Origin of the sequence: Pseudomonas sivasensis (genome assembly GCF_013778505.1) — a bacterium.
Lineage (GTDB): Bacteria > Pseudomonadota > Gammaproteobacteria > Pseudomonadales > Pseudomonadaceae > Aquipseudomonas > Aquipseudomonas sivasensis.
The window spans coordinates 1-26,465 of record NZ_JAAOWU010000013.1 but is presented as its reverse complement, the minus strand read 5'-3'; the positions used below and the strand labels follow the sequence as shown (position 1 = coordinate 26,465).

The following is a 26,465-nucleotide window of genomic DNA, read 5'->3' as shown; positions in this document are numbered from 1 at the left end:
GATCCTGAGTGATCGCCTTTTTTGTGCGCGGGTTTCAGCGCATTTTCAGGATGCTGAGGCCCAATTGCTGATCATTGCCCACCGTTTTGGCCCACACCACTTTGGTATCTGCCTCCAGGCCTTTAAGGGCCGCATGTTCTGAATCAATGCGCACGGTCAGCAGGTCTCCTACGTTGAACTGGCGCGGTGCCTGCACTTGCATTCCGGAGCTGGAAAGATCCACGCAAACCCCGGCAATCTCTTGGCCTTCGTGGATCAAAGACACATCGGCATCCACTCGCATGCGGATGAAATCGCGTTTCTCGGCGTAGTCGCGCTCGTGTTCGCTCATGGGTTCCATCCTTACTTTGTGTTGTGGTCGTGGCTGTTCTTATAACTCCCGGTGATTTGCGATGTAAAGACGCCTGGCGACCATCGGCATGAGCTTGAAACACCTGGCGGATGGGAGTACCGTCTGCGCCTTAGAAGGGCACCTCTGCTTTACAGTTGTGCGTGGGCAAAACGCCTACGCTTTTGTAGGACAGAGAGGCTAGAAAGCGAATCCAGTAGTGTGACCCCGGCCATTGCCGAGTTGCCTACGCCAACCTAATTCTGGCGCCGTTTGCCCACATGCAAAAAACCAGTGCCACGCTGCTGATAATCGATGACGACGAAGTAGTGCGCGCGAGTCTCGCGGCCTATTTGGAAGACAGTGGCTTCAGCGTCCTGCAGGCCAGTAATGGCCAACAGGGTCTCCAGGTATTCGAGCGCGACCAGCCCGACCTCGTGATCTGCGACTTGCGCATGCCCCAGATGGGCGGCCTGGAGCTGATTCGCCAGGTGACTGAGCTTGCCCCGCAGACTCCGGTGATTGTTGTGTCCGGTGCCGGCGTGATGAACGACGCCGTTGAGGCCTTGCGCCTGGGCGCCGCCGACTACCTGATCAAACCCCTGGAAGACCTTGCGGTGCTGGAGCACTCAGTGCGCCGCGCGCTGGATCGTGCACGTCTACTGGTCGAGAACCAGCGTTACCGCGAAAAGCTCGAAACCGCCAACCGCGAGCTCGAAGCCAGCCTGAACCTGCTCCAGGAAGACCAGAACGCCGGTCGCCAGGTACAGATGAACATGCTGCCGGTCAGCCCATGGACCATCGACGAGTTCAAGTTTGCGCACCAGATCATCCCTTCGCTGTACCTGTCGGGTGATTTTGTGGACTACTTCCGTGTGGATGAGCGACGTGTGGCGTTCTATCTGGCCGACGTTTCGGGCCACGGTGCTTCCTCTGCTTTTGTCACCGTGTTGTTGAAATTCATGACCACACGGCTGTTGTTTGAATCCAAGCGCAATGGCACCTTGCCGGAATTCACTCCCTCCGAGGTGCTGGGCCACATCAACCGAGGCCTGATCAGCTGCAAGCTGGGCAAGCACGTGACGATGGTAGGCGGCGTGATCGATGAAGAAACCGGTCTTTTGACCTACAGCATTGGCGGTCACCTGCCGATGCCTGTTTTATACACTCCAGACAGTGTGCGTTACCTGGAAGGGCGTGGTCTGCCCGTCGGCTTGTTCAATGAAGCCACCTACGAAGACCACATTTTGGAACTGCCGCCGACCTTCAGCCTGACGCTGATGTCCGATGGCATCCTGGACCTTCTTCCAGAGCCTACACTCAAAGAGAAAGAAGCCGCCTTGCCCCAACGGGTCAAGGCAGCTGGCGGCAGCCTGGATGGCCTGCGGCAGGTTTTTGGATTGGCCACGCTAGCGGAGATGCCGGATGATATCGCCCTATTGGTGTTGAGCAGGAATCTTTGATGAGTACCGGAAGAATCCAATTCGCTGAGCAAGACGGGACCTTCGTCCTGAAGTTTGTCGGTGAAGTGCGCCTGACCTTATGTTCGGCGCTGGATGCGACGATTGAGCGGATCTTCACTGCGCTGAACTTCTCGGCGATCGTGATCGATCTGACTGAAACTCGCAGCATTGACAGCACCACCCTTGGGCTATTAGCCAAGTTGTCCATTCTGTCTCGGCAGAAGGTTGGCCTGTTGCCGACCGTCGTCACCACCCACGAAGACATCACCCGGCTGCTGCAGTCCATGGGGTTTGATCAGGTGTTCAACATCGTTGATCGTCCGATTCCTTGCCCGGAATGTCTTACCGACCTGCCGTCCCAGGATCAGTCCGAAGAAATGGTGCGGGTTAAGGTGCTGGAAGCGCACAAGATCCTGATGGGCCTCAATGAGTCCAATCGCGAAGCGTTTCACGACCTCGTCAACGCCCTCGAGCGTCACTGATCCTTCTGTCGAATACATTCCAAATGTCGGAGGAGCCCCGATAGCGCAGTGTCAGTCAGTACATTCACAACTGGCTCACCGCTATCGGGAGCAGCCGCTCCCGCAGTTGAACTGAGATCGGTTTGAGACACAAAAAAAGGGCGGTACCCTCACAGGTACCGCCCTTTTTGCCGTCCCCGCTGTTTACAGCTTGGCGGACAACAGCGCCTCAAGTTTTTCCTGGTCACGGGCAAACTGACGAATGCCCTCCGCCAGCTTCTCAGTCGCCATCGCATCTTCGTTGGACTCCCAACGGAACTGCGCTTCAGTCATATGCACTCGCGCTTCACCGGCATGGCCAGGCGACAGCTTACGCTCCAGCTTGCCTTCATCCGCCGCCAGCTTCTCCAGCAGGTCCGGGCTGATGGTCAGGCGATCACACCCGGCCAATTCTTCAATCTGGCTCAGGTTACGGAAGCTCGCACCCATCACTACCGTTTTATAACCATTAGCCTTGTAGTAGTTGTAGATGCGCGTAACCGACTGCACGCCCGGATCATCGGAGCCGGTGTAGTCGTTACCGTTGGCCTTCTTGTACCAATCGTATATGCGGCCCACGAACGGCGAAATCAGGAATACCCCTGCCTCAGCACACGCCACAGCCTGGGCAAAGGAGAACAACAGTGTCAGGTTGGTCTGAATCCCTTCTTTCTCCAGCTTCTCTGCCGCGCGGATGCCTTCCCAGGTAGAGGCGATCTTGACCAGTACACGGTCGCGGCCAACGCCGGCTTTTTCGTACAGGTCGATCAGACGGTGCGCACGCTTGAGAATGGCGGCCTCGTCGAACGACAGGCGGGCATCCACTTCGGTGGAAATGCGGCCCGGCACAACTTTAAGAATCTCTTGCCCCACCGCGACCGCAAAACGGTCGCTGGCCAGGCCCACATCACCGTTGCAGTCCTGCACGCACTCGTCCAGCAGCTTGGCATAGCCCGGAATCGACGCGGCCTTGAGCAGTAGGGAAGGGTTGGTGGTTGCATCCTGCGGCTTGAGCTTGGCGAGGGTGGAAAAATCGCCGGTATCGGCTACGACAGTGGTGAATTGCTTGAGTTGTTCCAGCTTGGAAGTCATGAGCGTGCTCTGTCCTATGGGTCTGATGACATTACCCGAGCGCCGAGAGGCGCTCAAGGGCGCAAATGCGTTCGATCGTTTGCGAGGGCAACAACCTGAAAACAGCCGTTTGAATGACCGGCCGTGGTGCTAAATAGGAGGGCAAATTCGCCAGCAGGTTCAACCCAACTGCCCGATGACACTTGGATATCGCCTTCATGCCTACTGATGCCTTCCCCGGCACACACCGCACCAAATGTGGGAGGGGGCTTGCCCCCGATGACGGTGTGCCAGCTCAGCCAATAATCAACGGACTCCCCTGGAAGCCACCCAATCAACGCCCTTCCAACAAAGCCCCAGCCTGATCCAACAATGCCAACGGATCCGCGGCCTTATGAATATCCACCGACAGCAACTGCCTGAACTTGCGTGCCCCGGGGAACCCAGTGCCCAGTCCCAGCACATGCCGCGTAATATGATGCATCGTCCCGCCACCGGCCAAATGCTCAGCAATGTAAGGCCGCAACTGCGCCAACGCGTCCGCTCGACTGATCACTGGCTGTGCACTGCCAAACAACTGCTGATCCACCTCCGCCAGCAAATACGGATTGTGATAAGCCTCCCGCCCCAACATCACGCCATCAAACGTCTGCAAGTGCTCATGGCACTGCTCCAGCGTCTTGATGCCCCCGTTGAGCACAATCTCCAACTCAGGGAAGTCCTGCTTCAACTGCGCCGCCACGTCATAGCGCAAGGGCGGAATGTCCCGATTCTCCTTAGGCGATAACCCCTCCAGAATCGCAATCCGCGCATGCACGGTGAAACTGGTGCAACCGGCGTCCTTCACCGTCCCGACGAAATCACACAACTGCGCATAACTGTCCCGGCCATTGATCCCGATACGGTGCTTCACCGTCACCGGAATCGACACCGCATCACGCATCGCCTTCACACAATCGGCCACCAGCGCCGGATGAGCCATCAGGATCGCGCCAATCATATTGTTCTGCACCCGATCGCTGGGGCAGCCGACGTTCAAGTTCACTTCGTCGTAACCGGCGGCCTCGGCCATGCGCGCACAGGCCGCCAGATCCGCCGGAACGCTACCGCCCAATTGCAGCGCAAGCGGGTGCTCGGCCTCGCTGTGACGCAGGAAACGCTCATGGTCGCCATGGAGGATCGCCCCAGTGGTGACCATTTCGGTGTAGAGCAGGGCGTGTTTGGAGAGCAGGCGCAGGAAGAACCGGCAGTGGCGGTCGGTCCAATCCATCATGGGTGCAACGCTAAAGCGCCGAGACAGTGCGGGGCTTGATTCTGCTGGGCTAAAGCTTTGTTTATCTAGCATTTTACTCAACGTGTTCTTGACGAGTTTTAGGGCGTTTTCAGGCGTTTTTGGAGGCTCGGTGGTACGATGTACCACCTCAAAACAGACGCGTACCACTTTCGATATGGCGACTATCAGGGCAAGAAAACTGGCGGATGGGACTGTGAGCTACACGGCTCAAATCCGCATCAAACGTGACGGAGTACAAGTCTACCAAGAGAGCCAGACCTTCGCCCGGAAACAGGCTGCCCAAGCGTGGACGCGCAAGCGTGAATCGGAGTTGGATGAACCTGGTGCGATCGAGCGGGCGAGCCGTAAGGGCGTCACCGTCAAAGACATGATCGATCAGTACCTGGTGGAAGTGGAGAAGGCCCGCCCGCTAGGCAAAACCAAAAAGGCCACGCTCGAAGCGATCGGCAAGATGGAAATCGGCATCCTGCGATACGTCGACAAGCTCAGACTCGGGTGGAAGCAAGCACGCGGGGTTAGGCAGGGTAATGAGCGGGGCCGAGGCTTGCTCATCCGGCACTTCAATCATTGGCTGGACAGCGTCAGGATCAGGCACATTAATCGTTGGCTGGACAGCATCAGGATCAATAATCTGAATAGTTTCAGGCTCAGATTGAGACTCTGATTCCTCACCCGCAACCCACGCCGGATTAGGCGCTGAAATCATTGGCGGAAACCACTCGGGATCTGGGACAGGCACAGTTGGCCGAGCCCACTCGGGATCTGGAACAGGCACGGTTGGCCGCACCCACTCGGGATCGGGTACATGACCGACGCCGCGCAGAACGAAGCGGACGTCGATTCACTGCGTAAGGCGCTGAAGGACTCCAAGGGGCCTGGCAACTTCCGCAATTTGTTCGTGTATTCGCCGAACGGCAAAAAGGACGGGTTGCAGATCATCCCGGTCAGTGAAGTGACGGCGAAGGACGAGTTCAACTCGATCAAAAACCAGACCCGCGACGACGTGCTGGCCAGCTTGCGCATTCCGCCGCAATTGATGGGCATCGTGCCGCAGAACGCTGGTGGGTTTGGGTCGATTAGGGAAGCTGCGCAGATTTATGCGGCCAATGAACTGGAGCCGATTCAGGCGCGTATGGCGCAGGTGAATGACTGGCTTGGGGAGGAGGTTGTACGCTTCAAACCCTATGAAATTACAGGGGAGTCATAAAACGTTCTGCCGTGTAATAAAAACAATAAGCTGGTGCTTTCGACACCAGCTTGTTGCTCGTACAGGTAGCGTCATTGAAGTCCAATGAGCCACAGTCAGCGCGATAGACGCACTCGGAGCCTGCGAGCTCTTTCTTTAAATGCCGTTTCTCCCCCTTCAAGTATTTCGCACACCATCTCTCTAATTTTCTTGTCTTCTAACCCCCCTGACACATAGGTGATGGGAGGTAAGCCACCCGATGCGTGCGGGCCGGAGCTCGCCACGATGATTTGATCAGCATCGGTATTTATTACGAGATTCGCATTGTGCGTTACCATTATTACTTGGCGTGAAGTCTTAGCTGCTAAGAATAGTGATACTAAATCATCGTAAATTGACTTGGGATCCAAGTTTTCTTCGGGCTGGTCAATTATTAGAGGTCTGGTGTCTGAGTTGTCAAGAGATAGGTAAAGAAGTAGTAGCACGATTCCACGTGTTCCAGGAGAGAGCTTCTGAATATCTATTCCGTCGTAATTGACTGCATATTGGATGTTTATATGGTCTGTTCCATATAACCATTGAGCAAGTTTCTTTGTCCAACGTCGGTATTCAGCTGGGTCCGTTGAGACTACAGGGGAATGAGCTTGAAAATCTTTTTGAAAAGCGTCCTTAAATGCGCGCATCGCTTCTAATACTTCTAGTTCATTGCCTTCCATCCATGGCTTTTGAAAATAAGCACCAACAATTTCTCTGAGGGTACCTTTCCCTCGAAAAGGACCCTTTTTTGTCAGATTTAAAAGCGCTTCGCCGTCAGTTGCCCAAGAGTCAATATCCACCGTGCGCGTGATAGAAAATGAAAGTTTTTTCAACGTGCCAGATGCCATTTCAAGCTTGGCTCTAATCGGGGCGTATAGTTCAGCTAATATCTGCTGTCCAGAAAGAATTGCAGCAAACACCTGCTGGTAGGCTGTTTCCCTATCTCGTACTAAACTTTCGAGACGAAGGGCCGCTCCTTCATAGTCGGCTAGCTTCTCCTTAATTGCGCGCAGAAGTTCGGTTTCTGCCGTAATCTTCGTTGAAGCTGCTGTAAAACGGGTAGATGTTTCCTTGTCAATGCTGATTTGTTGTTGTAGGCGCCGGATTTCAGCTTGAATTTGTGCGAGTGGTAACTTCAATAATTCTGCATTATCGACAACGAACTGCACTGAGGGATCGTCGCTCGGCGGTGGAGGCGTTCCTATCCACCAGTTTTTATTATATTGTGCAGTGGTGAGCATTTTTTCTAATACTTCATCGACGTTTCCTTTGTAGTCTCTAAAGAAGATTTTCCATTCTTCCTCTCCCATTTTGCTCGCCGCATGCCGCTCTTTGATTTTTCGTAAATCTTCAGGGGCAATAATGTTGCGTACGTTTGAAACTTCGTCCTGCATGAGCAATATTTGGTTTTCTTGGTTTGTGTAATAGCGAACATAGCCTCCGACTGTTTCAGCCGCTTTGCTTAACTCTTCTAATCTTAATGCGCGATGCTGTGAGCCCTTGGCAACAAGTTTCGATCTGTCCTCGATCAAACGATTTAAAAGCTGCTCTTTTTCTTGAGTTTGGGTCTTGAGTGTCTCAACAAGACTACGTTTTTCAAGCTCTATGCTGATACGCTCGGAAAGAATGGAAAGTGATTCTTCACCGTGTTTTCTGGCTTGCACATGTCGAGAAGATTTTATTTCGCGAAGGTCTGCAAAATTCACAGCTCCTTCTCTTTCAGTGACAGTGTGGGAGTCGAAAATAACACGTTCAACTTCAGATAGTAGACCATCTGTCATGCCGTCAGATGAACAAAGTTGCTCTACAAATTGTTGAGATAGGTATCGGGCTCGCGGGTAAGATTCACTTTTAAGCTGAAGTGCTTCCGTGAAGTCCCTACTTTCTACATCGCCGTTTTGCCATGTTATATCAGCGGAACCACCTTCAAGATGTTCTCGTGCTCTCACAAGAAATGATTGTTTCGTGACATGCCCTGCATGCGCATCACATGCGGCAGCAATCATGTCGGCTAATGCTGTTTTTCCTGATCCTCTCGCACCAATAATCGCGATCAGCCCTGGGTTTAGATTGATATAGGGTGTCTTCAACCATGGTGCATTGTTGATAGAAATTCGAGAGAGGGTTTCCGAAGACATTGCTGACGGTGGCGGTTCTTCACCCACAAATGCACGTCCCTCAGGATCTATACATGCTTGACGTAACGTATCAAACGTTGGGGCACCCTTGACCCAGCTAAAGCGGTCGCCATCAGGTATACCTGTCTTGGGAACGCTATGCGCGTCGCAGCCATGCAGGCAAGGTTTCAGGCCGTTATAACGCTCTTTTATGACTTCTTGGGAAAGACCTTTTCGACCCAACCAGAACTCTCGTTGGTTGGGGTTGGCTGCGAACATTATGTGAGCGAAACGCTCCAGTTCCTGCCGAAGAGTCTCATCCGCACTGTCACGCAATGCGGATGTACCATCATTTTGCTTAGCGGCGATTGCGACAAGAACATTGTTTTGCGCCCAAGCGCTGGCTTCGTACTTTGACTTTAGCTCATCAAACGAAACTTTAAATTGTTCCGCTCCGTGTTTCAGTGCGGTGCGATCGTCCACTATCTCTGCGTTGGCTCTGTATCCGAGACGAGTGAGATCTGCTGGATTACACCTGAACTCATCCTGATGGGCTTTAAATGTTAGTCCGGAAAGGAATCGTTCGATTTCGCTTACATGATTCGCCTGTTCGGGGCTTACAAGTAAGTGAACATTTACCCAAGATTTCGCCGTTCCAACGCTGAGCCGTAGTTCAACGTTTGGGAAAACTAGATGGCAATTGGGCAGTCTGCCTTTCGATTTGTGCTCTTGAACCGTACGGTAGGTATCGAGTAGGTAGTAATCAGTAACAGCGATGCTACTAATGGTCGGAGTAGCTGTTTCGAGAGCCGTTAGATAAGCCCCCCAGTCACCTTTGAATTGATCATTGAACAAGGTGCCAGGAGCATGCACGTGTGGATCCCAACGTAGCCATCGGGATCCGGAGCTCAGAGGAGGTGCTGGTATGTCCTGCATTTTGACATCCTTGTTGAAAAAGAACTGATTCTGATGTGCCACTAGCAGGTGTGCAACTGAAACTGAAATCCCATTCAAAGCACTCACCGCTCGGTTGTGGACGCTTTGATTTTTCTTAGCCATCACGATTGTGTTATTCGAGTGGCACTTGGCGCGCGCCGTCGTCCCCCCACCTCGCCTGCGGGCTAAATGGGTCGTTTTTTCTGCGCGCCCGCGGACCACTCCAGGCGTATCAGGCTGGGCGTTTGCTTGGCGTTTTGGGAGGGGTGAGAACCTGCGGAATCCTGCGATGGTAGCGGAATAACTGAAGGGGGTTGGTGATGTCTGTAAGCGTTTTCAGGAAATACGTCGGAAAAAAGTAATTAGGAAATGTGGATTTGGGCAGTTGCCTGTGAGCCCCGGATTCATTGGGGGTTGTGAATTACTTGGGTTAGTTATTTTTAGTAATAGTTCAAGTAATTTTTCATCAGGTTGTTGATTTTAAAGGTTTTTATTATTTATTGATATTACCTTGATAAGAGGTAATTATATAATCTGTTTATTACTTAGATATTACCTTTCCGCTTTATTCTCAAAACCGCAGAAATAAAGGCCTATGGCCGATTTAGTTGCTGAAATTTCTTCTCTTACCTTTTTCCGATGACGAACCCAAAAAACGCAGTCGCTATGCACGCGGCGCCTGCGCGAGCTTCTCTATGCAATCATAACCGGCACGCGCGGATGCTCTTGCTCACATGGCTGTGGCCGCCAGGATGCGCTTGTCAGTAGTGCTGGGGTTGGAGCGACAGAACCTTGAGGCACGACGTCAGCGTGGTGGTGTGCGCGGATGGGTGTGAAGAGCCAGTTTCGAGGGTGGGTACGAAAGTGGTACGGGATTTTCTGTGCGGCTCAGTAATGACCGGAGTGCAAAGCCCGCAGAATTAGCAGTTCCGATCCAGCGTCGGTGATAAGCGACCGTAAGTTAACGTCCTCAATGTGGTTCCCTTTAGTCAGGGCTGTTCAACATTGATAATGCCTGCCATCTCAATCAGCGCTTCGCGCACTGTGACATTGTCCTGACGTGCGAGAGTACGATCGATCGACCAAAAACCACTCGCGCGCCTCAATTTATTGGCGTTATCCACCAAATTGGTTGCGGCTCGGGTACGTATTTCCAGAGACGGCGCGCCTTCGCTTGCGAGCATTTGACGGAGTTTTATCTTGAGCGTAGCCATGGCCTCAGGGGTTCCCTCTTCAATCGCTAAGGCGATCAGCGCTTCGACTGTGGTCTCGAGAACTCCCCAACCTGTTTCGTATTTTCCACCCTTCTTTGCCCATCCCATCAAGAGCTCTTTACATGCCTCGTAGAACGCTAAGAAATTCTGTCGATATCCGTCCAACGCTGCCTCAAAAAGGCCTTCGGAGAGATTGTGGTTTTGAGTAAATATTACGGATTCCCTCTCGTCCGGTAGCCATGACAACGTCGAAACAAGCCAGACAGCGTGCGTTCTCAGTTTGTCCTGAGCGTGCTCTGAACAAGCGGGTGCATTCGATAGTTCATTTAGCATTTGAGCCACCCCAATAACCCAATCGATGGCATCAAAGGTAAAGGACGATCGTTTATCTATAGCAATAAGTAAGAGTTCTTTCTGCGGGATATAGATCTGCTCTGCCCACGTTTCGATATTGTCGATAATTTCGCTGGCGTGCGCATCTTCTACAGGAGCCCCCAGCAGTTGTTTGACTAGTAGGGTGAATTTTCCACGGAATGAAGAACCGCTAGTACACGAAAAGTACGGACCGAGAGTGCTACGGTGCATAGAGCTTAGCGGGGTATCGGGTGTATTCAGAAACATTTTCGCAGCCTCTGTTACAGCCGAACGCAGTTGAAGGATAGGGTCGTGAATGTCGTGCTTTCCCTTTATCAAAAGGTCGTACGTAAGGTCTGCGAGCTGCTCGAATGCAGTCAGTGTTACGGGCTGATGGCTGGGATTTGCAGCGCCGATGTAGGAAAGAGTAGCGATTGCTTGAGCAATGCTGATAATTTCGGTCGGACTGGTGTGGTCTAGAGCAATTCTCGATGCGCGACCCATCAGACGAATGCCTTCCATCATAAGGTCAGGCATGTTGTGCGGGATTATGGTCTTAACAGCCGATACCATGTAGCTAGACGCAATTAACGCATGGTGCTTACTTTTGTTGGGCCCTCGATAATCAATCTCTAGGTACACCTCATAGAGCCCTCCAATTGCACGCAGCGTGCTCTCTGCCAATCGTTCGTCCCCCTTAGCCAATGCGGCTTTCATAGTCTGCCTAAGTTGTTCTAGTGAGGTATTGATGAAACCGTCGGTGGTGCCATGTATATCGAAGAGGGGATTGCTTCCGGCGAAGGTGCCGTGTTTCGCTTCGCAATAGGCTGTATTTATAAGTTTTAGGTGCAAGAAGGCATGATCCGTTACCTCATAGTCGCCCTGTTCCGCGAAGCGCTTGGCGTAAGAAATCGCGTAAGGGATTGCCTGTCTGGCTTTGTTATTCCAATTGGAGTTGATTTTGTAGAACTTGGCCTTGGCGGTGTTTAAAGGTAGTTCCGCTCCAGCTGCAACGATGGGAGAGGGCAGCAGTTCCGCCAAAAGGAGAGCAGCGTTATCTGCCAGCCTGCTCCATCTTTGCAAGTCCTGTTGGGCTGTCATCGACATTATGGCGAGTTGCTCGATCGGATTGATGAGTTGGAGCGCTCGCCGGTATGCAAACAGAAACAACAGTACTATCAGCGTGATCCCCCAAATAGCAGCAACTATTGCGGGAACGCCCCAGCTTCCATCTGGGATAAGTGACATCCCAGCGACGGCTATTGCGCTTAGGAATGATCCGAGAAACGAACTGAGCAACCTTTTGTCGGAGCTCAGTTGCGTGAACAAACCATGTGGCATGCGCTCGACATTGGTTTGCATCGCGAAAACGATGAGGGAGAATGCAATAGCTGCTGCACCGATCAGCGCTGCGCCTGTGCCGCCAAGTAGGGACCTCAGTGCGGCGAAATTGTCTTCATGACTGAAGTAGTCTCCGGTCATGCGCTGCAGGTGTGGCGTCAATAACACAGTAAAAAGCGCTGCGGCCAGCAAGCAAAGCGTCATTAGCTTGAAACCATGACGCATTCGCCATTGTACGAATTGAATCTTGACCCGAAAAAAACGCAGCACATTCGCTGCGTAAATCTTCTTGTATCGGGTGTGCAGCGTTGATATGTTCATCCCTTAATACCTGGAATTTAGAGGCATATAGTCGTTTTCCCCCTGCATCGGAGAAAGGATCTTAATACTCTTCTGCATAGCTATCAACTAACTTGCCGGCTATGCTTCCAAAGCTGAGAACTCCCAGTGCATTCTTGCCAACAACAGCTTCGCTTTTAACCTCCGCTGAAATTCGTAAATTTTGGCCTTGACCACCTTCGTGTTTATAATGCGTGCCGCGAGCCATTGCGTTGATGAGGGAAGTAATACCTTTTGAATGTGTTATGAATTCTATGTCTTCGAGCTCAATCTCTTCGTAGACTGTATTTGAAATTGAAATTTCCGAAGAGAGTTCGTCGTTTGCAAGTAGTTCATCTTTGTTGGTTTCAAAAAAATCAACGCATTTTTCTGCCATGCTTTCAATGGTTACGAATTCTATTGATAATTTATCGAGCATTCGCTTGGTATATTCAAAAATAGCGTCCGAAGTTAGAGCGTCATTCTTAGTCGGTTCTTCAGCTATAATGTCCTGCAGTTTCAGTGCAAAGTTCTTTTGGTCGCAAAGTAAATATTCGACTTTCGAAAGGTCTTCGTTGTTAAAGCTTTGATCTCTAATTAGCTCTTCAAAGTTTTCGTAGTTGAATATGGCTGCAACTATTTCTGCTGATGTAGTTAAAGATAAGTAGATTTTGTCTAGTTTCATGGCGCTTTCAAGCATTGACATATATAAATATGCCGAGGGGAATCGGTGAGACTCCTGCAGGGCTCTCAATCTTGTACTCTCCACCTGAAATCGACTGAGCTCTAAATCTATTTGACGAGTTTTATTAGCCTCTTCTAACTGAGTGATTTTCGCTTTGCTTGCCATTTCTGCCGCTCTGGCCGCGGCTTCTTCCGATGAAGACTTTGCTGCGGCGGCTTTAGCTGCAAGCCGAATTCTCCGTTCTTTAATATTTTCAATAATTTCGAACCTGCGTTTCAAGCTAAGCTTGACGCTTTCCTCTAAAAAAGGTTTGTTTGGATTTGATAATAGTTTGACTTCATCGAGTTGTTTTTGAGAGTTTATTTGATTAAGTTCTGCATGGACTGCTTGGTTGTGTAATTTGCTGTTGACAAACTCTAGTGATGATTTTGACAGGAGTGATATCCAAGGAAGCGCAAAAAGATAGAAGGTAGTTAAAAGCGCGGGAATGAAGAACAGCGTATTTAATTCAAAAAATCTGCTCTCGGATAGAAAAAGATGAAATATATTAACCCTATCCGATAATTTTCCTTCGCCCCATATTAAAATTGCTAGATGATTCCAGTTGCAAGTGATCCAGGAAATTAAGAATGCACCGATTAGTGGGTCGTGAATTCTCGTTTTAGTGTTTCCAGTGATGGAAGAAATTATATCTTCAAGCATTTTCATTGCTAATGAATCCATTCGAGTTGTTGTGGTGTGGCCGATTTAATCCTTGATAGGCTCCAAAGGGCCAATTTCGCCGCTACAGATCTATCACAAATAGGCAAGATGCCATCACGGCTAGGTGAATGGAAGAGGAAGCCAGCCAATGTTCATGCGCCGATGGTACGAATGTGGTACCCGATTTTAATTGCTGCTCTGTGATGCACGTAATGCAAGGCCTGTAGGATTAGTAATTCCAATCCATCATCAGAACAACGGAAAAACGGCGGGTAAGTAGAGCGATTTGTAACAACATGGAAATCTGAGCCAACGAGGCGAATGGCGCGCAGATTATCAGGGATGTATCTCAGCTGTCGGCCAGGCATGACCCAACCCGCAGCGCCTGGCTTGCCTTTACCAAGCTGAGCGTTGTCAGCGAGCCCGCTATTTAAAGTACGAGTGAATCCTTTTACACGTCTTGCTGGTGACTTTCGGTAGCCGATGTGTCGCTGCAGGCGGTGCCATTTGGATAATGCAGTGTTCCTTATGGCCATCGCCATAAACCATCACTGCCGAGGTGGTGGAGGAGCCATCTTCGTTCAAGTACGTTGTGACATTTTCACTGTTCTCTGGGCGTTTATCAGGGCCGCCGTAGGGATCAGGGTTCGCGGGGGAATCGGCCGCATAGGCAGCCTGGGCGAGCAATAGAAGCGTGAATGCGCAAATGAATTTCACAGTGGGCCCTTCGACAGAGTTGGGAATTCAGTAAATACAGATTGAGGCGGCTGTGCAGCTCAGACCGCTAAATCCCTCAGGAAATTTCCCACACGTTCTCGCCCGGCCCTGTGCAAGCCTGCTACTACAGGCAGGGCTGTGTCAGCCCACTTCGACAGTGCCTTTATGGAAAATCTCACGCCGTGCCCGGCGGCTGATGTTTTCGTGCTTGCTGAGTGTGTACATCTCGTCAAAGCGCGCACGGTCGATACCGGGATAGTTGACCAGTTCTTCCATCACCATGCGGTCGTAATCCTGCTCGATCACAAAGCGGAAGACCTCGCGTCGATAATAGAAGCCGAATTGAAAGGCCAGCACTTCGGTGAGGTAGTCAGTCTGGGTGAGGAAGCAGTTCTCCAGGTCAATCGCCTTGGCGCACGTGGGGTGCTGCGGGTCGACCATCACATTGTTGGCCCAGAAGTCCATGTGGATGATGTGTTTGCTGTGCAGGGCGCGCAGCAATTTGAATGACGCGGTGATCAGGCTTAGGACGCCGCGTTCCTGCTTGAGCCATTCCAGGCCGCTGAGGTAACCGTCGAGCATCTCGGTGAAGATGAAGAATTCCTGGATTAGGCCAAGCGCAGATTTTCTGTAACCGAAACCACGCAGTCCGGCGACCGGTGCGCCGCGCTTCTGCGCGCCCAGGGTGTTGATGACTTCCTCAACGGGCCAGTCGAATGTGCCGTCGCGTTTGGAGCGTCCGAAGGTGACGCGCAGTTTAGGACGCAGGCTGTCCAACGGCTGGGACTTGGCGAACAGATCGTTCTCCATGCCTTTCAACGGCGCGCTGATGCGGTTTTTGAGTTGATGGCGAGTGTCGATCAGGTCCTGAATCGCTTGGTGGACTCCGTCGTCGCTGGTGTGTGTGGTGAACACCGTCGCGTTGCCGTGATTGAGCGTTGCGGGAAAATTCTCAAGCACATTTCTATCGGGAAAGCTCAAAACACATCCTTGTCATTCGGAAAAGTATTACAGACATGTTACATGCACGATCTATTGGATCCAACCTGAACGTAACCTGTCTGGAAATGAAATATTTTTCACGTAGGGTTATCTGAGCGTTTCCTGGCGTTGATGCCTGATTTCAAGGAGTTCTATTCGTTTATTCCCCGCCTTTCATCCGTCGTGCAATCAGATAGATCCCCAACCCGGCCAACGCTGTGACTGCGCCGATATAGCCGGTGCTGGTCCAGCCCAACCCGGCCGTGATCGCCATGCCGCCAAACCACGGGCCCAGCGCGTTCGCCAGGTTGAATGCCGCGTGGTTGGATGCTGCCGCCAGGCTTGGCGCTTCGTGGGCGATGTCCATCAGGCGGATCTGCAACGGTGCAGCCAACGCCACCATGGTGCCGACCAGGCCCATGCTCAGCAGTACGCCCCACAGCGATGCCGCTGCGAACGGAAAGAACAGCAATACGCCAATCGACCACACCAGGATCCAACCCACCGCGCGAAACTGCATGCGATCAAACAGCTTGCCGCCGGCGATATTGCCGATGATCCCGCCCACGCCAAACGCGGCGAGGCCAAAGGGAATCCACTGTGGCGAGACTTTGGTCACTTCGAGCATGGTCGGTGCCAGGTAGCTGAACACGCAGAACATCCCGGCAAACCCGATTGCGCCGATGGACAGTGCCATCCACACCTGGGGTTTGGTGAAGGCACGCAGTTCCTTGCGTGGGTCGCTGCGTTCTTCGTCATGGCGGTGCGGCACGAATTGCCAGACGAGGGCGATGGTGCACAGCGCAATCACGCTGACCAGCGCGAACGCCGAGCGCCAGCCCAGGTGTTGGCCGAGGAAGGTGGCGATAGGGTTGCCGAGCAGCATGGCCAAGGTCAGGCCCATCATGACGCGGGCGACGGCACCGGCGCGTTTGTCGTTCGGCACCATGCTGGAGGCGACTACGGCGGCGATGCCGAAATAGGCGCCGTGGGGCAGGCCACTGATAAAGCGGAACGCCACCAGCGAACCGAAGGTGGGCGTGAATGCCGTGGCGAAGTTGCCCAGCGCGTACAAGCCCATCAACAGCAACAACATATGTTTGCGCAGCAGCTTGGCGCCGAGGATCGCCAGCAGCGGCGCGCCGACCATCACGCCCAGCGCATAGGCGCTGATGGCGTGGCCGACCTGAGGTTCGCTCAACCCCAGGTTCTGGGCGATGTCGGGCATCAGGCCCATGATCGCGAATTCGCCGGTACCGATCGCGAAAGCGCCCACGGCCATGGCGGCTTCCATTTTGGCGGCGCTGCGCGCGGGCAATACGTGCCCGGGTGTTTGCTGGATAGACATGGATCGCTCTGTGCAGGAGGGAAAGACGAGCCGCCGATCCTAACGAGGCGGCCACGAAGGAGTCTAGAACAGCGGATTACGCCTGAGTTCCATCCCATCGCGGCGCCGGCCTTTGAGATCCGTCTTATTCACCCGGCTCCTGCTCATCCCTAACCTTTGGGCGATGAAACTCAAACATTTCCTGCAACCCCTCGATTCAACCTTCTCGACGCCCAAGGCAGCCCGCAAGTTGTTGCGTTTGTTTGCCTTTGCGTTGGTGCTCGGCGTTTATGTGGGGGCTTACAGTTATCTGCGTGCGGCATTCAGCGAGGAAATTTCGCTGCGGCGCAGTTATATGAACGAGGCGATTTCCGACGCACAGAGTTTTTTCGTCAGCCGCCAGACGCTGTTGAAGAGCCTCGGCCTGTCCACCGTCAGCCATAAGACGCCGCCTGTGGGCAATCTCAATGAAGTGCCGGCCGAAGAAGTGCATATCACCCTCGGTGAAGCAGGCAATATCTGGAGCCTGTGGCTGACCCGACGCATGCTTGATTACTTGCAGGCCAACCAGGTCAACCTGATTTACGTGCCGCAGCGTGCCACGCCGCTGGTCGAGCGCCTGTTTACCGTGGGCGAAGCGCCGGGAGCCGTACCGGAGTCGGTGTTGAAACGCTTGATGGCGGTGGATACCGGCAAGGTGTCGGTCAGCGATGAGCTGTGGCTGACCGAGCAGAGTCGCCTGGATTCATCGCTGTACATTTTTACGCGCCTGGACGAGCGCAGTCCTTCATCGGGCTGGCTTGGATTAGAGGTGGACGGACCGGACCTGATCAACGCCTTGCAGCATGAGAAGGCCGGCGACTTCATGTTGCTCGACGGCGCGGGCCAGCTGATTTTCAGCAGCGCGCCCCATCAACCGGCGGCGGCGCAGGTGTTGCGCCAGTATCACTCCACCGCCAGTTTCGGCTGGGAAGGCAGCCGCTGGTTGCCCGACCGCCTGGCGATCCGCAAGCACTTGGGCTATTCGCACTGGCAGATCGTCTACAGCCTGGAGTTGAGCTCGCTGTTGCCCAGCCTGGCGCTGCCGTTGCTGGTCTGCTTGCTGCTGTGCGCGCTGGCGAGCCTGCTGATGGTGCGCCTGGTACGGCGCATCGACCAGCGCCTGATCATCCCGGCGGCCAATCGCATCGAAGCGTTGGTGGAGAGCGAAGCGTTCAGCAGTGCGGTCATTCGGATCGCCCCGGTGGCCTTGTGCGTGCTGCGGCGCAGTGACGGCGAAGTGGTGCTGGAAAACCCGTTGTCGCGCCAATGGCTGGGCAAGGGCCAGGAGCGCCGACAACTGTGTCTCGACTGGGTTCGCCGTGCCTTCCATGACGCCGAACACGGCAGCACCGACGAGTTGCAGATGGCCGATGGTCGCCACCTGTTCCTGAGCTTTGCACCTACCCGTTACCAACGTGAAGAAGTGTTGATCTGTGCCTTCAGCGACATCAGCGAGCGCAAACAGGTCGAGTTGGCGCTGGAGCAGGCGCGAACCCTGGCGGATGCGGCCAACGAGGCCAAGACCCTGTTCCTCGCAACCATGAGCCACGAGATCCGCACGCCGTTGTATGGCGTGCTGGCCACCTTGGAGTTGCTTGCCCGCACCGAGCTCAACAACCAGCAGCGCGGCTACTTGAATGCCATCGAAGGTTCCTCCGCGAACCTGCTGCAATTGATCTGCGACGTGTTGGATGTCTCCAAGATCGAAGCCGGGCAGTTGTCCCTGGAACTCACGGTGTTTTCTCCGCTGGAACTGGTGCAGGAAGTGATTCAAGGCTACGCCGGTGCCGCCCAGAGCAAGGGCCTGCAATTGTTCAGTTGCCTCGACCCGCACACCCCCGAACGCGTGCGCGGCGATGTCACACGGATTCGGCAGATCCTCAACAACCTGCTCAACAACGCGCTCAAATTCACCGAGAGCGGGCGCATCGTCCTGCGTTTACGCCTGGAAAGCCGTGAGGGCGAGCGCAGCATGTTGCAGTGGCAGGTGGTCGACACCGGCAAAGGCATTGCGGCGCACGACCAGCCCGATTTGTTCGAGCCGTTCTTCCAGGCCAGCGGCAACGCCAATGTGGTGGCGGGCAGCGGGCTCGGGCTGTCGATCTGCAAGCGCCTGGTGCACTTGATGAACGGCACGTTGCGTGTGGTCAGCGAGCCGGGCCTGGGCAGCAGTTTTACCTTCAACTTGCCGTTGGAGCAGGTCACCGACGATCAACCCTGGGCCTTGCCGTTGTTGGGCGAGCGGGTCTATGTGGTGTCACCGGTACGCGAACTGGCCGAGAGCATCGGCGGCTGGTTGCGGCGCTGGGGTGCGCGGGCGCAATTGGGCGTGCCCGAATCCGTCGCCACAGACCCCGGCGCGGTGCTGGTCGAGCTTTATCCTGGCGCGGTCGATGCTGCGCGGCTTCGCTGGTCGGGCCCACGGGTAGTTGCGTCGGCTGATGAGCATGGCGTCTCGCTGGGACCGGGCGCGTGTTGGCAGATCGGCTTGAACAACCTGCACGCGCTCAATCGTGCCGTCAGCCGCGCCCAGGGCATCGAGGAACACCTGTCGCCCATCCCCCGCGAGGCGCCCGCCGAGGTCAGCCTGAACCTGCGTCTGCTGGTGGCTGAAGACAACCTGATCAACCAATTGATCCTGCGCGATCAGTTGGAAGAACTCGGCTGCACCGTGGTGCTCGCCGGCGACGGTATCGAAGCGCTGTCGTTGTGGGGCGAACGCCCGTTCGACATGGTTCTCACCGACGTCAACATGCCGCGCATGAACGGCTACGAACTCACCGAACAACTTCGCCGCTTGGGCTGTTCGCTGCCGATCATCGGCGCCACGGCCAACGCGATGCTCGACGAAGCCGAGCGTTGCCTCAGCGCCGGCATGGACCACTGCCTGGTCAAGCCGTTTACCCTGCGCGCGCTCTATCAGTGCCTGCAGCGCTTTCAAAGGAGCGAGCCTTGAGTGCCTATCGCGTGCTCATCGTGGAAGACCATCCCTTTCAGCATGAGTACCTGATCAACGTGTTCCAGGCCATCGGCGGGTTTGACGTCGACGCGGTCTGGGATGGCGCCACCGCGTTGCAGCGCCTGGCCAGCCAGCATTACGACCTGTTGCTCAGCGACCTGATGATGCCGGGGATGGACGGTGTGCAACTGATCCAGCAACTGGCCGGCCTGCAGGCGCCGCCCGCGTTGGCGCTGATGAGTGTGGCTTCGCGGCGCATGTTGGTGGGGGCCGGGGAGGTCGCGGGCAACTTGGGCCTGACGGTGGCTGGATTACTGTCCAAACCGATCAGCGATCCGCAGGTGCGCAGCCTGCGCGATTGCCTCGACCGGCTGGCTGAACAGGCGCGCACGCCGTGTTGCCATCGCGGCGTCAACCTGGCGCGGGACACCCTGGCCCGCGCATTGACCAACGGTGAGATCCAGGCCTGGTTCCAGCCCAAGAAATCCCTGCACGACGGGCGTATTGTCGGCGCCGAAGCCCTGGCTCGCTGGGTCCACCCGCAGGAGGGCCTGCTGATGCCCGCCGAGTTTCTCGGCGAGATCGAACGCCAGGGCCTGGAAACCCAACTGCTGTCCTGCATCCTCGCCCAGACCCTGACCGCCCAGGCCCAGTGGGCGCAGCTCGGCTACCGGTTGCCGGTATCGATCAACCTGCCAACCCATCTGCTCGACCAGTGCGACCTGGTCGATCGCTTGCTGGCCCAAGTGCTGCAGCGCGACGCGGAGCCCCGGCAAATCACCTTCGAACTGATGGAAAGCTCCACCACACAGTTGGCCAGCAACTACTACGCTGGAGCATGTCGCCTGCGCCTGATGGGCTTCGGTCTGGCCCAGGATGATTTTGGCAAGGGCTTCAGTTCTTACTTCAACCTGGTGTCTACGCCGTTCAACGAGGTCAAGATCGACCGCTCACTGGTGCACGGTTGTGCAGACAACGAACACCTGGCGTCGGCCTTGCAAAGCATCATCGAACTGGGCCGCAAACTGGGCCTGACGACCATCGCCGAAGGCGCCGAAACCCAGGCTGAGCTGGCGGTGCTGAGGCGTTTTCGCTGCGACCAGGTGCAAGGCTTCTTGATTTCCCACGGCGTCGCTGCCGAAAAATTCAGCGCGCTGTTGATCGAAGATGGCCCTGCGCCAGCACTTATCTGAACGGCCGGGGTCACACAGTCAAGAAGCCCAGAGGAAGGGTCATCCGGTCAGCCGGGTGTTATCGGTCAATGCCGGATGAAGCATAGGCCCTACGTCCTGATTCCAGGCTTTTCGCGGTACTGACGATGAAACATGCAAGTCTGCGCCTGGACAAGCTGGCGCAAAGCTCTCAACGCCTGAACAAAGCCCTGTTGTTGCTCACCGGGCTCGCCTTGCTGCTGTCCAGCAGTTGCTATTGGGCAGTGTCGCGTTTGTTGGAAGCCGAACAGGAAAAGATCCAGTTTCACTTTGCCCGTGTGGTGGAAATCATCCATGAGCATGAGGCGTTTCTGCGCAATGTGGCCAGCGGCTACAGCCAGCGCAACTCGCCGCCGTTGCCGGCGGTGCAATCGACGTCGGTGGTGGAGGTGCAGCGCGACGCAGGGCAGGTGGTGTTGCAGGCCAAGGGGTTTGCGCTCTCGCTGCCGTTCACCTTGTCCCATGATCCCGGCTTATCGGCGGATGACACACGGCGCGCGCTGGCATTTGGCGTGCAATTGACCGACTACTACGGCGGATATTGGGCCAGCTCGTTTTATGCATCGCCACAGCTGTTCGTGCTCACCCCTGACAACCTCACCAGCCTAGCTGTGCCCGGCATTGGCGGCCTACGCCAGCATCAGCCGTTGTTGCCCGGACAGTACCGCGAGGTGGTCGGGCGCTTGCATGAATTGCAACAGCGTCAGGCCGCCTTGCTCAATGACAGCCGCGTGCGCTGGATGCGCGCGCCGTCGCAGCTGTATCACGACAGCCGCAGCGTGGTCGCCATGATCGGTCTTGATGTGCCCGGCGCTGTGTTGCCGGCTGCTCAAGGCCAGGGCTTGCTGGCCTTGGCGGCGGTGGTGGATACGTCCCAGGTCGATGAGTTCGAGCGGGTGTTGCGACTGTCGGTCTACAACCAGTTCACCCTGATCGCGCCCGAGGGCGACGTGTTGCTCGGCAGCCTCGGCGACGAACGGATGGCGCCGATGGGCTTGAGCTTCAGCCGCCAGGGCTTGCGCTTCAAGATGACCAGCGCGGGCGGTGAACGCTGGACCGGCTTGTACGCCATCACCTATCAGGACTTCCTGCGCTACGCCAAATGGCCGCTGCTCGGTCTCGGCCTCACGTTCCTCGCCGCCATGCTGCTGGGTTGGTGGATCAATCATTGGTACAAGACGCGCATCGTCATCCCGGCGCAGCGCGCTCAGGAGCGGCTGTTCGAGAGCGAAGCGTTCAACCGCATCATGCTCCACAACGCCCCGGCCGGGCTGTGCGTGGTGCGGCGCAGCGACACGCAACTGCTGCTGGAGAACCAGCGCGCCCTGCAATTGGGCGGCACCGCGTCCTTGCTGGCGGTACTCAAGGCCAACGACGGCGCCGACACCCCCGGCGAAATGTGCCTGGCGGTGGACGGCCGTTATTTGCAGGTTGTGGTGGTGGCCGCGCGCTACGAGGGCGATGACGTGTTTCTCTGCGGCTGCAACGACATCACGCGGCATGTGGACGAAGCCCAATTACTGAACCAGGCCCGCCAGGAAGCCACCGCCGCCAACGAGGCCAAGACGGTGTTCCTCGCGACCATGAGCCATGAGATCCGCACCCCCTTATATGGCGTGCTGGGCAATCTAGAGCTGATGGCCCTGACCGACATGAGCGAGCGCCAGCGTCAGTACCTGGAAATCATCCAGGGCTCGTCCACTGTGCTGTTCCAGTTGATCAGCAACGTGCTCGACGTGTCGAAGATCGAGTCCGGGCAAATGGCGGTGGAGGCGGCTGCCTTCGACCCCCATCAACTGGTGGACGAGTCGGTGCTGGCGTTCACCGCCACGGCGCGCAACAAAGGCTTGCAGATTGACGCCGAGATCGACCCGCAGGTGCCACAGCAACTGCGCGGCGATGCCGGGCGCATTCGGCAGATCCTGCACAACCTGTTGGGCAATGCGATCAAGTTCACCGACTCCGGCCGCGTGCGTTTGCGCCTCACCGTGCAACAGCTGTTCGAGCAGGAAGTCGCCTTGCAATGGCAAGTCACCGACACCGGCGTGGGCATTCCGGAAAAGGCCGTGGAACAGCTCTTCAAACCGTTCTACCAAGTGGCCGGCGGCCAGGATGGCAATGGCGCGGGCCTTGGGCTGTCGATCTGCTCGCGCCTCAGTGAATTGATGGGCGGCAGCATGCGCGTGGTCAGCGAACCGGGCCTTGGCAGCAGTTTTTCGCTGTTCATTACCTTGCCGATTCTCACTTCTGTACCCTCAGCCATCAGCCCGGCGCTGGCCTCGCCCTGTCTGGATGCGCCGTGCCTGAACGTGCGGGTGCTGGTGGCCGAAGACAACCCGGTCAGCCAGGCGGTATTGCAGGAGCAGCTCGAAGCGCTCGGGGCCCAGGCCACCGTGGCGCGGGACGGCGAGCATGCGTTGCAGATCTGGGGCTCGCAGCCTTTTGATCTGGTGATCACCGACATCAACATGCCGCGCCTCAATGGTTACGACCTGGCCCGCGCCTTGCGCGAACAGGGCGTGCAGGTGCCGATTATCGGCGTCACCGCCAATGCGTTGCGCGAGGAAGGCGAACGCTGCCTCGCGGTGGGCATGAATGCCTGGGTGGTCAAACCGCTGAGCCTGAGCATGTTGCGCCAGGCGTTGATGGCGCACTGCAGGCGCGCCACGGCCCTGACGACACCGGCGCCGGACCGCGACCGCGAAGGCTGGATCGAGCTGTCGCCGTCCATGCGCAAACTGATGGGCGAGACCCTGCTGGTCGACGTGCAACTCATTGAACAGGGCCTGGACGCCGGCGACTCCGATCGGGTGCGCCAACGCCTGCACAGCCTCAACGGCGCGCTGGCCAGCGTGCGCGCCGGGCTGTTGTCCAACGCCTGTCAGACATGGGAAAACACCCTCTACGATGGCCCGTTGGACAGCCATGCCACCACGCAGATCCGTGTGTTGTGCGCGCGCTTGACGGCCGTCGCGCAGTGCCTGCTGGCCGAGTCATCCACCTGATGAACGCCCCCTACAAGAGAGCTGAACCATGCGAGACATGAACGTCGTCATAGCCGATGACCATCCCATCGTGTTGGTGGGCGTGCGCGAAATCGTGCAGCGCGACGCCCGCTACCGCCTGGTGGGCGAGGCGGTCAGTTCGACGCAGTTGATCGAGCAGTTGCGCAGCCATCGGCCGCAAGTGCTGATCACCGATTTCAACATGCCCGGCGATGACACTTATGGCGATGGCCTGAAGTTGATCGAGTACATCCTGCGCCACTTCCCCGAGACCCAAGTGTTGGTGCTGACCATGATCTCCAACAGCCTGATCCTCACGCGTTTGCAGGAGTTGGGCGTGGCCGGCGTGATCCAGAAGAACCACCTGCACGGTGAAATCGAGAAAGCCCTGGGCGCCATCAGTGCCCAGCGCAGTTACCGGGCACCGATGCCGGCGGCGACGTCGGTGGTGGGCAACGGGTTTCAGGTGCAGGAGCGGTTCCAGAGCTTGTCGCCGCGGGAGATGGAGGTGCTGCGTTTATTCGTCACGGGGATGAGTGTCAGCGACATTGCCAGGCAATTGAGCCGCAGCAACAAGACCGTCAGCGCACAGAAGATCTCGGCCATGCGCAAGCTGGATGTGGACAGTGATCAGGCGCTGCTGACCTATTGCATCGAGGCCCGGCAGTTTCAGTAGGGGGGTTAGCGGTACGTCATCTGCATCAACAGCGTTGCGCTGTAGCTGCCCGCTTCGGGCAGTTCGCCCACGGTCACCGGCTTGACTCGTAGGGTCAGTTCCAATGGTTCTTTTTCCACCGTCCAGTTGCTGGTTTCTCCCAGACTGAAATCGGCCTTCGCGCTTTTATTCAACAGCCCCAGGCGCAGTCCCAGACCAGCGCGATTGGTGAGCAGGGTCTGGTTGTCAGCGCTGCCCAACCCCGCTGAAAACGTCAGGCTCACCTGGCTGTCAGCTTGGCAGTCGAAGATCAGCGGTACGTCGGTAGCGGCGACGCTGTCATCGACCAACTGGTTGAGGTTGGCGTCACCCAGTTTCAACTGTTGCGAGGTGGGAAAACGTGGTGTGCAGGGCGGCGCGATCAACTTGCCGCTGACATCGATCTTCGCCTCATCCGCCGGTTGCGCAACCGCCGTGCCGGTCACCGCCAGCAGTATCCAGATAAGCGCTTTCATAGGTAGTTGATGGTCATGACGATCGACGAGGTGAACGCGCCCGGCGTCAGGGTGCCTTGTGCGATCAGCTTCGCCTTGAGGCTGATGTCGACGTTGCCGCTCAGGTTGCTGTAGGCCTTGGCGGTGCCTTTAAGGTTGGCCACCGTATTGTCTGCCCACAACAGCGAAACGCCGAGGTTGTCGACCGTGGTCTTGGCCACCGTGTCGGTGTGCGTGCCTTTGCTGGAAGCGAAGCTTACGTTCAGCGATGAGCCAGCCGGGCAGGTCATTTTCACGGGAACCGCTACGGTATCGGTGGTGGCGACCTGGTCGGTGCGCACATTACCGAATGCTGCCGTGAGGGAGGTGCCAGAAGTCAGTACGCAGGGCGGTCGGGTGAGGGTGCCGCTTACGGTGATATTCACGGTGTCGGCGGCCTGGGCGGCAGTGCCGAGCAGTACCAGGGCGAGCAATGACGTTTTCATGAAAGCCTCATTGGTAATTGATGTTCAGGGTGTATTGGCTCTGGAACGCACCGGCAGGCGATTTCCCAGCCTCCAGTTGCGGCTTGAAACTCAAATTCACGCTGTTGCTGCCGGCCCTCAGTTGCATCGCGCGCGGGCTGGTAAAAACCACCGGGTTGCCGCTGTCGGTCCAGATAGCCTGCATGTTCAGCCCCGCAAGCGTGGTGCGTGACACACCGGTATTGGCGCTGACCACTGACTGGCTCGGCGTCAAGGTCACGTTGGCGCGCATCGACGATGGGCAATTGAGTGACACGCTGGTCGACTGCGAAACGGCGCTGAGATTAGCGCTGCTGATAGTGCCGAATTTCAAGTTGACGGCGCTCGGAGAACTCAAGCTGCAACTGACGGCGCGGACGTTGTAGATGAATAGCCACTCATGGAACCATTCCGCATAGGCCTGCCAACCACCTGTAGAGGTCATGCCAAGCTTCACTCTCGCGGTGCGCCGGCCCGGCGTACTCGGGGCGGTTCCCACTACGTAGTACACGTAAGAAACCGAGCGTCCGGCGAGTATGGGCGCGCAAGTCCCACCCAAGCATGCGGCTCCCCAACTGCCCAGCGGCAGTTGAAGCATATAGGTGTTGCTATAGGGGTCCAGGACCTGCAGGTTAGCGGGGGACGTTCCGGAAATCGCCGTGATTTCCAAATTGGTACCTGCGCCAGACGGGTAGGTACGTACCGCTGTGCAGGTACCGCTGAATGGGACTTTCATCTCGGCTCCGGCGGCGAATTCGTAACCGTTGGATGGATAGCCCGAGAGAGAGCATTTTATGCTTCCACTGATGAAAGCCTGTGCTTGAGGCGACAGCCAACCCAGTACCACCAGTGTCATGAGCTTCAGCAAGCAGTTTCCAGGCTTGATTTTCATGATCATTACTTACGAATCCTTGGCACCCGACCCACCGGCCGCGCGCTCACATTGAATGTTCAGTTGTGTAATCCCACCCTCGGCAGGCCCTTTATCGTCCAGTTTCAATTCGCGGCTGCACCACGGCTGGTTAT

17 protein-coding genes and 2 pseudogenes are annotated in these 26,465 nt (G+C 55.9%); 8 read left to right on the top strand and 11 right to left on the bottom strand.

Going from position 1 to position 26,465, the window contains the following annotated elements:
* Positions 1 to 34: 34 nt before the first annotated feature.
* Entirely contained in the window at positions 35 to 331 is a 297-nt protein-coding gene (locus tag G9Q84_RS19990; RefSeq protein WP_095184124.1) for a PilZ domain-containing protein, read from the bottom strand.
* Between the two features lie 278 nt (positions 332 to 609).
* Here G9Q84_RS19990 and rssB point away from each other — a divergent pair, with 278 nt between their 5' ends.
* Together rssB and rssC are read left to right on the top strand one after the other, a co-directional pair.
* Positions 610 to 1,791 (top strand): two-component system response regulator RssB, encoded by a 1,182-nt coding sequence (gene rssB / locus G9Q84_RS19985; protein WP_181643970.1) that lies wholly within the window; start codon positions 610 to 612, stop codon positions 1,789 to 1,791.
* A complete protein-coding gene (rssC, locus tag G9Q84_RS19980; protein WP_032888838.1) occupies positions 1,791 to 2,273 on the top strand; it encodes an anti-sigma factor antagonist RssC in 483 nt (160 codons plus the stop codon). The genes rssB and rssC overlap by 1 nt, the downstream gene beginning before the upstream one ends.
* Positions 2,274 to 2,456: 183 nt before the next feature.
* On the opposite strand, the gene tal is transcribed toward rssC, so the two are convergent.
* Together tal and dusA are read right to left on the bottom strand one after the other, a co-directional pair.
* Positions 2,457 to 3,383 (bottom strand): transaldolase, encoded by a 927-nt coding sequence (tal, locus tag G9Q84_RS19975; protein ID WP_032888840.1) that lies wholly within the window; start codon positions 3,381 to 3,383, stop codon positions 2,457 to 2,459.
* A 313-nt stretch (positions 3,384 to 3,696) separates the two neighbouring features.
* Positions 3,697 to 4,707 carry a tRNA dihydrouridine(20/20a) synthase DusA gene (dusA, locus tag G9Q84_RS19970; protein ID WP_181643969.1) on the bottom strand — a complete coding sequence of 337 codons (1,011 nt, stop codon included), beginning with the start codon at positions 4,705 to 4,707 and terminating at the stop codon, positions 3,697 to 3,699.
* 103 nt (positions 4,708 to 4,810) lie between these two features.
* Here dusA and G9Q84_RS19965 point away from each other — a divergent pair.
* Together G9Q84_RS19965 and G9Q84_RS19960 are read left to right on the top strand one after the other, a co-directional pair.
* Positions 4,811 to 5,125 (top strand): annotated as a pseudogene (locus G9Q84_RS19965) (site-specific integrase); the annotation flags it as partial.
* Positions 5,126 to 5,458: 333 nt separating this feature from the next.
* Positions 5,459 to 5,863 (top strand): annotated as a pseudogene (locus G9Q84_RS19960) (phage portal protein); the annotation flags it as partial.
* 95 nt (positions 5,864 to 5,958) lie between these two features.
* Here the strand turns inward: G9Q84_RS19960 and G9Q84_RS19955 are convergent.
* The 5 genes from G9Q84_RS19955 to G9Q84_RS19935 form a co-directional block, all read right to left on the bottom strand.
* A complete protein-coding gene (locus G9Q84_RS19955) occupies positions 5,959 to 8,931 on the bottom strand; it encodes a TrlF family AAA-like ATPase (protein WP_181644020.1) in 2,973 nt (990 codons plus the stop codon).
* A 989-nt stretch (positions 8,932 to 9,920) separates the two neighbouring features.
* Positions 9,921 to 12,161 carry a hypothetical protein gene (locus G9Q84_RS19950; protein ID WP_181643967.1) on the bottom strand — a complete coding sequence of 747 codons (2,241 nt, stop codon included), beginning with the start codon at positions 12,159 to 12,161 and terminating at the stop codon, positions 9,921 to 9,923.
* Positions 12,162 to 12,222: 61 nt separating this feature from the next.
* Positions 12,223 to 13,551: a hypothetical protein gene (locus G9Q84_RS19945; protein WP_181643966.1), complete on the bottom strand. Its 1,329-nt coding sequence runs from the start codon at positions 13,549 to 13,551 to the stop codon at positions 12,223 to 12,225.
* Between the two features lie 852 nt (positions 13,552 to 14,403).
* A complete protein-coding gene (locus G9Q84_RS19940; protein WP_122755759.1) occupies positions 14,404 to 15,243 on the bottom strand; it encodes a lipopolysaccharide kinase InaA family protein in 840 nt (279 codons plus the stop codon).
* Positions 15,244 to 15,403: 160 nt separating this feature from the next.
* Entirely contained in the window at positions 15,404 to 16,591 is a 1,188-nt protein-coding gene (locus G9Q84_RS19935) for an MFS transporter (RefSeq protein WP_032888847.1), read from the bottom strand.
* Positions 16,592 to 16,754: 163 nt separating this feature from the next.
* Here G9Q84_RS19935 and G9Q84_RS19930 point away from each other — a divergent pair, with 163 nt between their 5' ends.
* The 4 genes from G9Q84_RS19930 (at position 16,755) to G9Q84_RS19915 (ending at position 24,463) form a co-directional block, all read left to right on the top strand.
* Positions 16,755 to 19,568, top strand: coding sequence for an ATP-binding protein (locus G9Q84_RS19930; protein ID WP_099601419.1), 2,814 nt, complete (start codon positions 16,755 to 16,757; stop codon positions 19,566 to 19,568).
* Complete coding sequence (pvrR, locus tag G9Q84_RS19925; RefSeq protein ID WP_032888851.1) at positions 19,565 to 20,764, top strand: response regulator cyclic di-GMP phosphodiesterase PvrR; 1,200 nt, start codon at positions 19,565 to 19,567, stop codon at positions 20,762 to 20,764. Before G9Q84_RS19930 ends, pvrR begins: the two co-directional genes overlap by 4 nt.
* Before the next feature lie 125 nt (positions 20,765 to 20,889).
* A complete protein-coding gene (locus tag G9Q84_RS19920) occupies positions 20,890 to 23,787 on the top strand; it encodes a hybrid sensor histidine kinase/response regulator (protein ID WP_181643965.1) in 2,898 nt (965 codons plus the stop codon).
* Positions 23,788 to 23,815: 28 nt separating this feature from the next.
* Positions 23,816 to 24,463: a response regulator gene (locus G9Q84_RS19915; protein WP_032888855.1), complete on the top strand. Its 648-nt coding sequence runs from the start codon at positions 23,816 to 23,818 to the stop codon at positions 24,461 to 24,463.
* 5 nt (positions 24,464 to 24,468) lie between these two features.
* Here the strand turns inward: G9Q84_RS19915 and G9Q84_RS19910 are convergent, their stop codons facing one another.
* Genes G9Q84_RS19910 through G9Q84_RS19900 form a run of 3 tightly spaced genes read right to left on the bottom strand, consistent with a single transcriptional unit; the run spans position 24,469 to position 26,337 of the window.
* Positions 24,469 to 24,957 (bottom strand): fimbrial protein, encoded by a 489-nt coding sequence (locus G9Q84_RS19910; protein ID WP_181643964.1) that lies wholly within the window; start codon positions 24,955 to 24,957, stop codon positions 24,469 to 24,471.
* A complete protein-coding gene (locus G9Q84_RS19905; protein WP_181643963.1) occupies positions 24,954 to 25,421 on the bottom strand; it encodes a fimbrial protein in 468 nt (155 codons plus the stop codon). The genes G9Q84_RS19910 and G9Q84_RS19905 overlap by 4 nt, the downstream gene beginning before the upstream one ends.
* A gap of 7 nt (positions 25,422 to 25,428) precedes the next feature.
* A complete protein-coding gene (locus tag G9Q84_RS19900) occupies positions 25,429 to 26,337 on the bottom strand; it encodes a fimbrial protein (protein ID WP_242461465.1) in 909 nt (302 codons plus the stop codon).
* Positions 26,338 to 26,465 lie beyond the last annotated feature (128 nt).

What these genes read in the sequence shown, in the direction of transcription:
- G9Q84_RS19990 (WP_095184124.1), bottom strand. Translation starts at nt 331, where the DNA reads ATGAGCGAACACGAGCGCGACTACGCCGAGAAACGCGATTTCATCCGC.
- rssB (WP_181643970.1), top strand. Translation starts at nt 610, where the DNA reads ATGCAAAAAACCAGTGCCACGCTGCTGATAATCGATGACGACGAAGTA.
- rssC (WP_032888838.1), top strand. Translation starts at nt 1,791, where the DNA reads ATGAGTACCGGAAGAATCCAATTCGCTGAGCAAGACGGGACCTTCGTC.
- tal (WP_032888840.1), bottom strand. Translation starts at nt 3,383, where the DNA reads ATGACTTCCAAGCTGGAACAACTCAAGCAATTCACCACTGTCGTAGCC.
- dusA (WP_181643969.1), bottom strand. Translation starts at nt 4,707, where the DNA reads ATGCTAGATAAACAAAGCTTTAGCCCAGCAGAATCAAGCCCCGCACTG.
- G9Q84_RS19955 (WP_181644020.1), bottom strand. Translation starts at nt 8,931, where the DNA reads ATGCAGGACATACCAGCACCTCCTCTGAGCTCCGGATCCCGATGGCTA.
- G9Q84_RS19950 (WP_181643967.1), bottom strand. Translation starts at nt 12,161, where the DNA reads ATGAACATATCAACGCTGCACACCCGATACAAGAAGATTTACGCAGCG.
- G9Q84_RS19945 (WP_181643966.1), bottom strand. Translation starts at nt 13,551, where the DNA reads ATGAAAATGCTTGAAGATATAATTTCTTCCATCACTGGAAACACTAAA.
- G9Q84_RS19935 (WP_032888847.1), bottom strand. Translation starts at nt 16,591, where the DNA reads ATGTCTATCCAGCAAACACCCGGGCACGTATTGCCCGCGCGCAGCGCC.
- G9Q84_RS19930 (WP_099601419.1), top strand. Translation starts at nt 16,755, where the DNA reads ATGAAACTCAAACATTTCCTGCAACCCCTCGATTCAACCTTCTCGACG.
- G9Q84_RS19920 (WP_181643965.1), top strand. Translation starts at nt 20,890, where the DNA reads ATGAAACATGCAAGTCTGCGCCTGGACAAGCTGGCGCAAAGCTCTCAA.
- G9Q84_RS19915 (WP_032888855.1), top strand. Translation starts at nt 23,816, where the DNA reads ATGCGAGACATGAACGTCGTCATAGCCGATGACCATCCCATCGTGTTG.
- G9Q84_RS19910 (WP_181643964.1), bottom strand. Translation starts at nt 24,957, where the DNA reads ATGAAAGCGCTTATCTGGATACTGCTGGCGGTGACCGGCACGGCGGTT.
- G9Q84_RS19905 (WP_181643963.1), bottom strand. Translation starts at nt 25,421, where the DNA reads ATGAAAACGTCATTGCTCGCCCTGGTACTGCTCGGCACTGCCGCCCAG.
- G9Q84_RS19900 (WP_242461465.1), bottom strand. Translation starts at nt 26,337, where the DNA reads ATGATCATGAAAATCAAGCCTGGAAACTGCTTGCTGAAGCTCATGACA.